This window comes from Leptospira koniambonensis (genome assembly GCF_004769555.1).
GTDB lineage: Bacteria > Spirochaetota > Leptospiria > Leptospirales > Leptospiraceae > Leptospira_B > Leptospira_B koniambonensis.
Genome location: NZ_RQFY01000004.1, coordinates 1109223 through 1121887 on the forward strand (window position 1 = coordinate 1109223; position 12665 = coordinate 1121887).

Here is a 12665-nt window from a genome sequence, read left to right on the forward strand (position 1 = left end):
TGTTTTTATGACCAATACAGATCGACTTCTCACTAAATATTCTAAGATCGCGAATTCTTTGATAGGAAGGATTGAATCAGGAGAATTTCCTCCTGGTTCCAAATTGCCTTCTCTTAGAAAGATCTGTTTATTTGAGGAATGTAATCTTTCTACTGCGGTGGAGGCTTTTGGTATTCTTCAGGAAAGGGGTTTTATCAGTGGGAGAGAAAGGTCTGGATATTTTGTTCTTCCTCGGCCGGAACTTTATCCTAAATACAAATTAGAAAAACCTGTAAGAGTTCCGAATCCTTCTGTCCCAGAAGAGGTAAGTTCTTTGATGTCTGAACTTGCAGATCCTGGTTTTATTCCTTTCGGTGCAGCGGTTCCTGATCCACAGTTTTTGCCATACTCTGCTTTGCAAAAATCATATAAGAAATCTTTAAAAGACTCTCAGGTTTATAAATATTCTGATGCTGCTGGTATTTTAGAACTTAGGAAAAAGATTGCGATCCGTTCTTCTGGTAAAGAAAGAAGAGTTCGTCCCGAGGAAGTGTTTATCACATTAGGTTGTTCAGAGGCTGCATTTTTGGCCTTAAGTCTTTCTACAAAACCGGGTGATAAGGTCGCTGTGGAGAGTCCTCTTCATTTTGTTTTATACCAAATTCTTTCCGAATTAAAATTAAAAGCGATTGAGATCCCCACGGATCCTTTTACTGGTTTAGATCTTCAATCTTATATTTCCGTAATAAAGAAAGAATCCCCTAAATTTTTAATCACTATTCCTACTTTTTCAAATCCTACCGGAAGTCTTATGCCTTTAGGATCTAAAAGAGAACTTCTGAAAATTTCTTCTAAGTATGGTGTGAAAATTCTTGAGGACGATATTTATGGGGACTTACAGCATAACGGAGGAATTCGTCCTTCTTCTTTATTGTCTCTGGATACAGAAGATATTGTAACTCAGGTCTCTTCTCTTTCTAAATCAGTAAATCCTGGCCTTAGGATTGGTTGGATGATCAGTGATCAGAAAAAAGTAGAGAACGCTAGGCGTCTTCGTTTAGCGGAAGCAATTTCTTTGCCTGCGATTCCTCAGCTTGCTTCTTCTTATTTTATAGGATCTCTCGCTCATGAAAGACATTTAAGAGAATTTAGACGGAGGTTGGGAGGTTTGGTGCTTTCTTATGCAGATTCTTTTTTGGAATATTTTCCAAAGGGGACCAAGGTCGCCATTCCGAAAGGAGGTTTTCTTCTTTGGATAGAACTTCCTAAAGGAAAAGATTCTAGAATTCTTAGATTCCAAGCGGCTAAGAAGAAGATCAGTCTTGTTCCAGGAAATCTTTTCTCTCTTTCGGGCAAGTATGTGAATAATTTTAGAATTAATGCAGGAGTTCTAATGGGACCTAAGGTGATATCTGCTATCCAGACTCTTGGAAAAATTGCGAAAGAAATTTAGATTGTGGGTCAGTACAGGCTCCAAGTATTGTCCTTTGAGAGCATGAACTTAGAAACAGAAATCCAACAACCTACCATTTTATGTGATCCTTCCGGTAAAGTGAATCGGAATGCGATCGGCTGGTCCAAAACTCCCTTACATAGATGTAATGTAAAAGGCCATTGGCTTCGTAAGAAAAAATGGAATTACTGGTGTTTTTACGATCAAAACTTTTTGGCGTCCTTTACTGTTTCGGACATTGATTACGCAGGGGTGATCTTTTGTTATTGGTTGGATAGAAGGACAGGTGAATTTCAGGAAACAACAGTAATCACTCCTTTTGGAAAAGGAACTTTGCTTGGACAAACTGTTTCTAGTACAGCTCGGTACGAAGGTAAAGAAGGATTTTTAGATTTCCAAATCGATGCAGATGGAAATTACAAGATCAAAGTTGATTTTTTAAAAGGTACTAAAAAAGCGATCCAAGCAGAAATTACATTAGATATTCCTGAACAATGGGAAAGTTTGAATGTTGTAGTTCCTTGGAATAGAAATCGTTTTCAATTCACTCACAAATTATTCGGATTAGGAGCAAAAGGAAAAGTCACAACTGCTTCTAAATCTTATGAGTTCAATCCTAAGGATTCATTCGGAGTTTTGGATTATGGAAGAGGGGTCTGGCCTTATTTCAGTAAATGGAACTGGGCTTCTATGTCTTATCGTCCAGGCGGGAACGAAATTTATGGAATGAATTTAGGCGGCGGCTGGACTGATGGAACTGGAACTACCGAAAATGCTCTTTTGATCAATGGTAGAATTTATAAAATTCCTTCTGTAGTCGCTTTTGAATTCGATAAAAAAGATCCTACAAAACCTTGGATGATCTATTCCAAAGAAAGCAAAGCAGTCGAGCTTGTATTCACTCCGGATTTTCACAGAAAGGCTTATTCCAATATGGGTTTAATTGCTTCTAAAGTGAATCAAATGATCGGTAGTTTTGATGGTGTTTTCCGAATAGGAAAAAGTGAATTTAGGATTGAAAGAGGACAAGGTTGGGCAGAAGATCATATCGCCCGCTGGTAGATTAGAATGATTAAACTTTCCGAATATTCCACAGAACCTGACGAAGAACTTTCCAAAGAGAAAGCGGAAGAACTTCGTCAGAAGGAATTGGAAAGGATAGAAGAGCTGCAGATCCGTCTTTTTGCAGGGAAAAAGAAATCATTACTGATCATTCTTCAGGGAGTAGATGCTTCCGGAAAAGATGGGTCCGTCAAAAAACTTTTCTCAGCGTTAAATCCTTTGGGCTGCACCTGCAAGGCTTGGAAGGCTCCTACACAAGAAGAATTGAGCCGCGATTTTCTTTGGAGAATTCACAAAGAACTTCCCGGGAAGGGATGGATACAGATTTTCAATCGTTCCCATTACGAGGATATTCTGGTTCCTTTTGTTTCCGAAAGTTTATCTAAGGATAAACTCAAAGAAAGATTAGAGTTTATAGGTTCTTTCGAGGAATTTGTATCTAAGGAAAATCATACTCATATTCTCAAATTCTTCCTACATATTTCCCAAGAAGAACAGATCAAAAGGATAGAAGAGAGATTATCCAATCCTGAAAAGAATTGGAAGTTCGATCCAAGCGATCTAGAGGCTCATAAAAATTTCAAAAAGTACCAGAACGCGTATGAGTGGATATTTTCCCATTCTAAGGAGCGTTTTCCTTGGGTGATCGTTCCTTCTGACAAGAAATGGTATAGGGATTATCTGATCGCTAAGTCAGTTCGTAAGGAATTGGAAGACATGGATCTCAAATACCCTAAGCTGGAAGTCCAACCGGGCCAGATCTAACCTAGTTTTCTTTTTCAATTTTTTCTAAATTTTTGTAATTTAGAGGTTGACCTCTATGGTGCGGTGCAATATGAATGGATTGTGCGCTGCACTAAAGGTGTGGCGGAAAAGGAGAGAAAAATGGAAAAACAACTGTTGGACATTCTTAATGCTGGAATCGGACTTTTGAAATCTGGACAAGAAGGATTAGACAAAGCGAAAGTGGATTTGGAAAAAACCTACGGAGAATTAGTAGCTAAAGGTGCTGCAGACAATTCTGAAGGTTCTGTAAAAATTCGCGAATCTGTGGATAAACTTTTGAACGAAATCAAAGAAGTTTCCACTGTTGCTGGCAAAAACTACGAAGAAACTCGTGGTAAGATCGTTGAGAAGTACAATCAAATCTCCGAAGAGATCAAAAAACGCGTTCCAGAAGGCCAATTAGATGCTGTTAAAGCTAAATTGACCGAAGTAGCTGAAACAATCAAAGCTACTGCAAAAGGAAAAGCTTAATTTCCGACGAGCGGGCGAAGGGAAACCTCGCCTGCTAATTTCTTCCTACCTCTTAATTTCCACTGCTTGACATTTTCACTTTTCAGGTGTCTTTGCAAGGGATGTTCTCCCTAAAAAAACTGGCCTCACTGTTTTTTCCGATCTTATCTATTCTTCTTCTTTGTATCGTATCTTCCCAGAGTTGGTCCCAAACTTCGGAACCTTCTCCAGATAAAATTATAGAACAAAAGCCCAGTCCTATGAATGGACTTCCTCCTGAAAAAACTCCAACTGGACCTAGCCAAGCAGAACTTAGGGAGAAGTTCAAGAACCAGATAGGTGGTTTTGCATTTGGGCGTTCCGAAAAATATTATTCTTTGCAAATCGCCAGAATGTTAGATTCCCAATGGGCAATCGGGCTTAACGGTTATACCAACACTTATGTGAATCGTTTTGATAATGATACTGCATATTCTTATTATCTTCCCCCTCATGATTTTTATGGAAGATTGAGAAACAATCAGGAGAAGTATTGGGGAGGAGCATTCTTCGTCCAAAGGTTCATTGCAGATTCTCCTTTTTTCGTTTCTCTTTGGTTAGGAAGAGAACATTACCAAAAGAACCAAACTGCCTTGTATTGGGAATCTGCAGGTAATACGTATCGTTTTGAAAAAGATTCTTATAGTTCAGGCCCAAGGAACTACGCAGGTTTCGGAGTAGGATTTAGATTCCAAGCTAGTTCCGGTCTGTTTTTCGGCTGGGAAGGTGTGTGGAGTTGGTATGCTCCTTATCGTAATTCATTTTCTGTTTCAGATCTTTATTATTCAGATAGAACTGCAAGTATCGGAGATCTATTATATAGAAGGTATGCGTATCAGAATGCAGAAAGATTGCCAGGTTCTAGCTTCGGTTTGAATCTTTTTGTAGGCTGGGCCTTCTAATGAATTCGGATCCATTCCTTCTTCCTAAACCTTGGGTAATTGCTCATAGAGGAGATAGCGGAGAATATCCTGAGAACACAATGAGTTCCTTTCAAAACGCCTGGGAGCTTAAGGCGGATTGGATAGAACTAGACATCATTCACTCTGCTGATAGCAAGATTGTAGTCATTCACGATGACACATTGGATAGAACCACTGATCAAAAAGGAGAAGTGAAACTTCTTCCATTTAATATGATCCGTAAGGCGGATGCAGGCTCTTGGAAAGATCCTAGGTTTAAAGGGGAGAAGGTGCCGGATCTTTGGGAAGTCTGGGACTATCTAAAATCCAAAAACATTGGTCTGAATGTAGAGATCAAATCAGGAGCTTACGAAGAGATTCCGATCGAAACTCCTATCGAACAAGAACTGATAGACTATACAAAACAAAATTCTCTCTTCCATAAAACATTATTCTCTTCCTTTTGCTGGGACTCTTTGGTGCGTATTAGAGAATTATCCATAGAAGCAAAACTTGGTATTTTGATAGGGGATGAAACATCTTCTTGGATGGAAGCATTGGAGCTTGGTTTTAGATTGAACGCATTCAGTTTGAATCTTTCTGCAAAAGGTTTAGATAAGGAAACAGTTTCCAAGATCCAGAAAGAAGGTTTTAAGGTTTTAGTTTATACACTAAATACAGAAGAAGAACTGAAATTTGGAATAGATCTGGGAGTCGATGGGATCTTTACGAATTATCCTAAAAGAATGAGATCTCTTCTTACTTAATTTCTACTCTTGCAAATTGGTCCAGTTCTACCTGCCAATGATCTATCATATTTTTTAAAACTGTTACTACCTTTTCAGAAGGAACATCATAATTATCAGAGGAGAATGCGTCAGTCTCTTTGAATCCTGCTACATTTTTTAGATCTTCTCCTTCTGCTCTGAATCTATAGATCTCAAATTCTTCTGCGCCTCTTGCCTCTCCATTTTTAATGAAGAAAGGTTTGATCAGACTCATTCTATATTTTCCAAAACGAAAACTTTGCAAAGATTGTAGGAATTTATAAGTTCCAAGAGCTAATTCCAATTTCATATGATCAGAATATTTTTCCGATCCTAAGAAGGTAAGTGCAGAAGTTCCGCCGAATCCTAAATAAACTTCGAATTTAGATCCTTTCTCGTCTTGGACTTTGACTAGATCAATTTCCTTCAACCTTTCGCCGAATAACGCGAACGCTGCCATTTTGATCTTTTCTTCTTCATTTAATTGTGCGTCAGAAAGTATCGTTCTTACTTTTTCTTGAGGGGATTTAGAACAGGATGTTAATTGGAAGAAAGCCAGAGAAATTAATAATATATGAACAATTGTTTTCATAATAAATTCTAAAACCGATCCGCCATCTAATATGACTTATTTTCTGAAAAAAATCTATCGATAAAAATGCAATTTTGGCGTTCAAGCCTTCAAGTAATGATTTTTTTATTCGGGCATATAATCCCTTACTTTATCCCTTAAGGCTCGGCTTTTTATCGTTAGTTTAAATCAATTTGTTTTGCTATAATCGCCTAATGTATTCTCCGTTATATGTCAGAGCTATGGAAATAAATTTCCATATTTATTGAGAATTGATGTAAAACGACTTAACGTTGCCCCGGGCGAAATAATCGATTATTTTAATTGTTAATCGTTAGCCGAAACAGGAAGCCCTCAGACGAAGAAATTTATTAAAAAAATAGTAACCTAATACAAGTTTTGTCAAAAAATTTTATGCTGTGTTATGCGGAAAATTAAAAACACTTTACTAACTCTGTAAGAATATAACTGTTGTTACGTCAGTTAACATTTATGAAACCAAAGAAAGTCACTAACGATGATTTGGAAAAGATCATCGCCGGGGTAAAAACTCAAGCTGTTGAAGCGATAGGTAATTACCTCTACAAAGGATTTCGCATTCAGGTTAGTAAATACAACCTGTCTGGGGCGGAGAGGGTTCAGCTCCTTTACCAGAGGAGAAGGAAAGAAGGTCTTTGTATCGTCTGCGGCACTAAAGTAGGTAAAAAAAATCCTTCTACTGGCCGATTATATCGCCTCTGCGAATTCCACAGAAAGAAAATAGATAAAAAAAAGTAATACATAAAATCCGGAAAACGACTGATAATCTATATAGAGCTTAGCTCTGGTAGGTACTCTTGTTTTCCGGATTTTATTATAAGGGCGTCAATTTTCCCTATTTCTCGAACGCAGCTTCAAAAACACTGACGCCGTCCCGAATCCTAGTCTTAATCCTTCTTATTTTTTCTTTCTCCTTCTCCGTATTTGGCCAAGGGGAAAATCCTTCTAAACAAGGACCTTCTGATCCTGATATTCTATTTAGGATCGCTGAAGAAGCATATAAGGACCGTCGCTTTTACAAGGCTGCAGAAAGTCTTCGTAACTTCCTGGTTCTCTATCCTGGAAATTCTAAAAAAAATAGGGTGCTTGGCCTTCTCAAAGATTGTTTTCTGAAGTTGGATCGACCTGAGAAAGCTTTAGAAGTGAGTCTGGACCTTTACAAAATGGAACCGACAGGAGAATCCGGGTTAGAATCCTACTTGGAAGCCGGGCGCCTACTCGCCAAGATGGGAGAAATCGACCAGGCGAAGCAGATTTTCTCTTCTATTTGCAGACAATCTTACTCCAGAGCAATGGCAGAAAAAGCCGCCCTGGAATTCTCTGGTATCGATCTACTTTCGGATGGGGAAGAATCTTCTCCGGAAGGGGAATCTTGCCGCGAAAAATAAGGAAATACTCGGATTTCAGTCCGAATTCCCTCATCGCGAGCCGATACTAGTTTATAGTTGAATTCCCACGGAAGAAATTTTTAATCTCTGGTAAGTATGTCCAACGGCTTCTTTCAAATCGTGAATTACCCGAAAGGGTCCTATGTCATCGTCGAAGGCAAGAAAGAAGCTCATAATTTCTTTATTATCCGACAAGGCAAGGTCAGGGTTACCCGCGAAAACCAAGTAGTAGGCGAAGACCCGAATCAACTTTTGGGACCTGGAGATTTTTTCGGAGTGGTTGCTGCAATGAGTCAGCACGCTCAGATCGAATCGGCAATTGCTCTCACTGATGTTTCCTTAATTCAGGTAAGTTACGATCAGTTCGGAACTCTGATCCAAAAAAATACTCCAGTAGCGATGAAGATCATTCGCTACTTCTCTATGAAACTCAGACAGTTCGACTCTACAATCACTCGTCTGTCTTTCCGTACCGCAGTTGAAGAAGATCCGAATCAGTTGTTCTCAATCGGAGAATATTACTTTAACCAAAAGAATACTCTTCATGCAGCTTACGCTTTCCAAAAATATCTGCAATATCTTCCTAATGGTCAATTTGCTACTCAGGCAAAACTAAAATTACAAACTGTCAATCAACCGGTCGCTCCTCCTCCGATAGATTATACAAAGTTTAACCGTGCTTACGGCGATAACGAGATGATCTTTTGCGAGCACGAGCCTGGAAGAGAATTGTATATCATACAACATGGAAGAGTGAAGATCACTAAGATCGTAGACTCTAACGAAGTGCTTCTCGCTGTTTTACAAAGCGGAGATATTTTCGGAGAAATGGCACTTTTAGATAATAAACCTAGATCCGCTTCTGCAATTGCCTGGGGAGAAGTTCAACTCCTCGCGATTAACAAAGCAAACTTTGAGGGAATGGTGAAAGCACAGCCACAATTGGCAACTAGGCTAATCACTCTTCTTTCTGAAAGGATTTGGACTGCTTATAAACAGTTAGCTAACTTACTTATTTCCGATCCTCAAGGAAGGGTTGCTGATACATTACTCACTCTTGTGGAGAAAAACAGAGTTAAAGTCATTCCTAAGTCCACATACAATTTCGAGATCGGTACTAAAGACTTGATCAAGATGGTTGGATTAACTTATCCTAAAGATGAGAATCTTGTTCTGGATCTGATCTCCAAAAACAAATTTATCAAATTGGACCAGGGAAAAATTTCCTGTACCGATCTTGTTGAATTAGAAAAATTAGTACAAGCATTCCGCAAAAAATCTCAGATAGACGCTAAGATCAAAAAACGTGCCTAGATATTGATCCCAGCAGTTTTGCAATCTGCTTTGATCATGATCTCTACTAGTTCTTTAAACTTAACCTTAGGCTCCCAACCAAGTTTTGCTTTTGCTTTTGCAGGATCTCCGATCAAAAGATCTACTTCGGTTGGTCTGTAAAAATTAGGATCTACTTCTATTAAAAGTTTTCCGTCTTTCTTATTATAACCTTTCTCTTGGTCACCTTTTCCTTTCCATTCTACTTGGATGTCTAGATGTCTGAAAGATTCTTCTATAAATTCTCTGACTGTATGTGTTTCATTGGTTGCTACTACATAATCGTCTGGTTCTGATTGTTGTAACATCATCCACATCATATTTACATAATCTGGCGCATAACCCCAGTCTCTTTTTGCGTCTATGTTCCCTAAGTGGATCGGACCACCTTTTCCAGAAACGAGTCCGGCGACTCCAAGAGTGATCTTTCTGGTTACGAAACCTTCTCCCCTTCTCGGAGATTCGTGGTTAAATAAAATTCCGTTAGAAGCATGTAATCCAAATGCTTCTCTGTAATTTACTACTGCCCAGTATGCATATAATTTTGCGACTGCGTAAGGTGATCTCGGATAGAATGGAGTTTTTTCGTCTTGGGGAACAGCCTGGACTTTTCCGTACAATTCAGAAGTAGAAGCTTGGTAGAATCTGGACTTCACTCCAGTTTGTTTGATTGCATCTAAAATTCTTAAAGTTCCGACTGCATCTACTTCTGCAGTGTATTCAGGAACTTCAAAAGAAACTCCTACGTGAGATTGAGCAGCTAGATTATAAATTTCGTCTGGTTGGACTTTTTCTAAAACCCTGTTTAGGTTACTGGAATCGGTTAAGTCTCCGTAATGTAGAAAAAGGTGAGGGTTTCCTCTTAAATGTTCGATCCGATCTCGGTTTAAAGAGCTGGTTCTGCGGACGATCCCGTGCACTTCGTATTTTTTTTCCAAAAGAAGTTCGGTAAGATAGGATCCGTCTTGTCCAGTGATCCCTGTAATAAGCGCCTTTTTCATTCTGGAACCAAAAACCCCGGCTTTGTTATTGGGGCAAGAAGGATTAGAATATCAAACTGGTCTGAAATTCCAATATTTGTGGGACTTCCAACAAGAGGATCAAACTGTCCCTTTTATCCAATTTTTCTTTCTAAATTCGTAAATGAAAATAAGGGAAAGTGATGAGATCCAAACGAATATAGCTGCCCAGATACCAAGAGTTCCACCTTTCCATACGATCCCGAAAAGATAAGCCAACGGAAGCATTACTAAATAGGTGAGAAGAATATAGATCCTAAAGACATAGTTCTGCAAACCGGCTCCTCTTAAAGCTGCACCGATCACCATATGATATGCGTCTCCTATCTGGATGACTCCTAATAATAACAGCACAGGATAACATTCTTCTACCAAGGCTTGGTCTCTGGTCATCGCATACACAATGATCTTTCCTAAGAAGATAAAACATAAACCTATGAATCCCATCACATGTGCAGAAATGAATGCGGAACGGAACGCAGAATGATAAGCCAATTTGTATTTTTTAGCTCCCATTGCTTGTCCTAAGATTGTAGTGGCCGCCACTCCGAATGCGTATCCAGGTAAGAATGCAAAACTTAATGTTGAAAAAAGGACATTAGACGCAGCAACTGCTAACACAGAGATCAGCCCCTGTATTTTGGAGAAGATCACGAATGCAACGTTAACTAATCCTTCCTCAAATCCTGGAGGAATTCCTACTTTGAAAATTTCAATTATATGTTCTTTGCTTGGTAGAAGGTTTACTCCTTCGAAATATTTCCCTAATTTATAATAAAAAAAGAATATAGGAAATACAAGTAGCCCAGCAAATCCAGATATAGAAGATGCAAGTCCAGCACCACCTAGTCCCATAGGAGAAAATCCTAGATTGCCGTAGATAAATATCCAGTTAAAGATTATATTTGCGATCGTAGTCACTGCCATGGAAACAAAACCTGCCTTGGTTAACCCAAGACCATCCATGAACCCTCTGAAACAGAATCCTAAAAAATAAAATCCACTGCCTATAAATCTAAAATATAAATATTCGGTCCCAAGTGTATTGACTGTTTTTTCAGGGCCGATCAAAAACATGAGAGATTCTGAAACCCAAGGTCCGGATATTGATAAGAAAGATCCTAAGAGTAAAGAAAGATAAAGTGTAGAAACTCCTACTTTTCCTATCTCGGATCTTTTTCCTTCTCCAAACCTTCTCGCGACTATGATCTGAACTCCCATTGAAAATCCGATTAGGAAAGCAACAAGAGTGTAATAACTAGTCCCACCAATACCAATCGCTGCGATCGCATTTTGGCCAAGATATCCGACCATAACAGTATCCGTAATCCAAATCAAAGATTGGCTTAACATTCCGAAAACAACAGGTAATGCTAAAGAAAGGATTTTAATGTTTAATCGGCTAGGGCGATATAGTTTGAGTATTTTTTTATATAAAGAGGCCAAGTACTTTCCAGCTTTGAAAGGAGGGTTGTGCAAACAACATTTTTTCCATGAAAAACGGTTTATCCAGATAACGATAGAGTTAGGATGACTTAAAAGCGTAGAAGATACATGGATTCGAATATAGGATTTGCTGACCTTCATAATCATCTATACGGTAGTCTGAAACCTGAACTTCTTAGGCAGATGGGATTGAATAATCCATCTCCTCGTTGGGAAATTTTTACAAAACCTTTCCAGGAACTTTATGGAAAGTCCATCAATACAGAAACTTTCTTCGAAGATCATAAGTCTTTAGAAGATTTTAAGAAGATCTATTTATTTAATCACCAAGGTCCTTTTCCTGAGTTCCAGGCAAAGTTCAATCTGATCATTGCACTTTCTAAATTTGATCCTCAAGAGATTAAATTTGTATCTAAACATATCACCAAAGATCAATACGAAGAAGGTGTAGTCTTTGGAGAATATCGTATCATGTATTCTCCGCTCGATACTTACCAAGGAATTTATTCTAAAACGTTAGCTGCTTGCGAAGGTTTTGAAGAAGCAGAATCAGAACTTTCCGGAAATGCAAAATCTCGTTTAGTAGTTTCTTTACATAGGGACGGAGACATTTTTAAAGAATACGAAATGTTAAAAGAGATGATGGAAAAAGATCCCCTCATCAAAAAATATCTAGTCGGTTTAGATTTTTGTTATATTGAAGAAGGTTTTCCGCCTAAGGGAAAAAAGGAATTTTTAAAAGAAATTCAGAAAGATAATAATGCAGAAACTTCTACAGCGCTTACCGTTCTTTATCATGTGGGGGAGTCTTTCTTGGATAAAACTCTTCTATCCGCATCTCGCTGGATTTTAGAAACAGCCGAATGGGGAGCGCATAGGCTTGGACATGCAATCGCGGTTGGATTAGATCCGAACGCTTATCTTGGGAAAAAAGTTTTAGAGCCAGTCTCCGAAAGAGAAGATACTCTCAAATTCCAATTAGATCATTGGGATGAAATTTCCAAATACGGAGAATTACCTCCTAAAAAAAGATTAGAATCTGAATTGGATTCGATCCGACATAAGGAGAAGGTAGAAATTTCCGTTACTGAAAACCTGGTCTCTGAAACAAAGGTATTTCAAGAGTATTGTATGGATCGGATCAAAAATACGAATGCGGTCATTGAGTCTTGTCCAAGTTCCAATGAGTATATTGGAATGGTAAGAGACAAGGCTCACCATCCTTTAATTAGATTCGCTCGTAAAGATCTGAAAATTACGATCTCTACTGATGATCCTGGGATTTTCGGGACCAATATCAAAGAAGAATATGATAAGGCTCATAGTTTAGGATTGGATGCTGAATATCTGGAAAAGATCAGGAAGAATTCTTTCCAATACACCTCCGAAATTCTATCCGGAAGAATAACAGAGCAAGGAGCTATTCTCTAAA

13 protein-coding genes are annotated in these 12665 nt (G+C 38.6%); 10 read left to right on the top strand and 3 right to left on the bottom strand.

Annotated features, from left to right (window positions below; all coding sequences use genetic code 11):
- Positions 1-7: 7 nt before the first annotated feature.
- The 6 genes from EHQ52_RS09180 (at position 8) to EHQ52_RS09205 (ending at position 5438) form a co-directional block, all read left to right on the top strand.
- The gene (locus tag EHQ52_RS09180; protein ID WP_135614902.1) at positions 8-1432 is read left to right on the top strand and encodes an aminotransferase-like domain-containing protein; all 1425 of its coding nucleotides are present in this window, start codon (positions 8-10) and stop codon (positions 1430-1432) included.
- Between the two features lie 42 nt (positions 1433-1474).
- Complete coding sequence (locus tag EHQ52_RS09185; RefSeq protein ID WP_135614905.1) at positions 1475-2494, top strand: DUF2804 domain-containing protein; 1020 nt, start codon at positions 1475-1477, stop codon at positions 2492-2494.
- 6 nt (positions 2495-2500) lie between these two features.
- Complete coding sequence (locus tag EHQ52_RS09190) at positions 2501-3259, top strand: PPK2 family polyphosphate kinase (protein ID WP_135614907.1); 759 nt, start codon at positions 2501-2503, stop codon at positions 3257-3259.
- Positions 3260-3379: 120 nt separating this feature from the next.
- Positions 3380-3751 (top strand): phasin-related domain-containing protein, encoded by a 372-nt coding sequence (locus tag EHQ52_RS09195; protein WP_100708920.1) that lies wholly within the window; start codon positions 3380-3382, stop codon positions 3749-3751.
- 101 nt (positions 3752-3852) lie between these two features.
- The gene (locus tag EHQ52_RS09200; RefSeq protein WP_135614909.1) at positions 3853-4671 is read left to right on the top strand and encodes a hypothetical protein; all 819 of its coding nucleotides are present in this window, start codon (positions 3853-3855) and stop codon (positions 4669-4671) included.
- Positions 4671-5438, top strand: a complete 768-nt coding sequence (locus tag EHQ52_RS09205) for a glycerophosphodiester phosphodiesterase (protein ID WP_135614910.1) — start codon at positions 4671-4673, stop codon at positions 5436-5438. Before EHQ52_RS09200 ends, EHQ52_RS09205 begins: the two co-directional genes overlap by 1 nt.
- Here the strand turns inward: EHQ52_RS09205 and EHQ52_RS09210 are convergent.
- Entirely contained in the window at positions 5431-6030 is a 600-nt protein-coding gene (locus tag EHQ52_RS09210) for a hypothetical protein (protein WP_135614911.1), read from the bottom strand. The genes EHQ52_RS09205 and EHQ52_RS09210 overlap by 8 nt on opposite strands.
- 471 nt (positions 6031-6501) lie before the next feature.
- Between EHQ52_RS09210 and EHQ52_RS09215 the strand changes: the two genes are divergently transcribed.
- The 3 genes from EHQ52_RS09215 (at position 6502) to EHQ52_RS09225 (ending at position 8750) form a co-directional block, all read left to right on the top strand.
- Positions 6502-6786 (top strand): LIC10235 family protein, encoded by a 285-nt coding sequence (locus EHQ52_RS09215; RefSeq protein ID WP_010513869.1) that lies wholly within the window; start codon positions 6502-6504, stop codon positions 6784-6786.
- Between the two features lie 59 nt (positions 6787-6845).
- Positions 6846-7436 carry a tetratricopeptide repeat protein gene (locus EHQ52_RS09220; protein ID WP_135614912.1) on the top strand — a complete coding sequence of 197 codons (591 nt, stop codon included), beginning with the start codon at positions 6846-6848 and terminating at the stop codon, positions 7434-7436.
- Positions 7437-7532: 96 nt separating this feature from the next.
- Positions 7533-8750, top strand: a complete 1218-nt coding sequence (locus tag EHQ52_RS09225) for a Crp/Fnr family transcriptional regulator (protein ID WP_086447884.1) — start codon at positions 7533-7535, stop codon at positions 8748-8750.
- Here EHQ52_RS09225 and gmd read toward each other — a convergent pair.
- On the bottom strand, positions 8747-9769 hold the full coding sequence (gene gmd / locus EHQ52_RS09230; RefSeq protein ID WP_135614913.1) for a GDP-mannose 4,6-dehydratase: 1023 nt from the start codon (positions 9767-9769) through the stop codon (positions 8747-8749). The genes EHQ52_RS09225 and gmd overlap by 4 nt on opposite strands.
- A 99-nt stretch (positions 9770-9868) precedes the next feature.
- Positions 9869-11233 carry an MATE family efflux transporter gene (locus tag EHQ52_RS09235; protein ID WP_208653470.1) on the bottom strand — a complete coding sequence of 455 codons (1365 nt, stop codon included), beginning with the start codon at positions 11231-11233 and terminating at the stop codon, positions 9869-9871.
- 108 nt (positions 11234-11341) lie between these two features.
- On the opposite strand from EHQ52_RS09235, the gene EHQ52_RS09240 reads away from it, so the two are divergent.
- Positions 11342-12664, top strand: a complete 1323-nt coding sequence (locus EHQ52_RS09240; protein WP_135614915.1) for an amidohydrolase family protein — start codon at positions 11342-11344, stop codon at positions 12662-12664.
- Position 12665 lies beyond the last annotated feature (1 nt).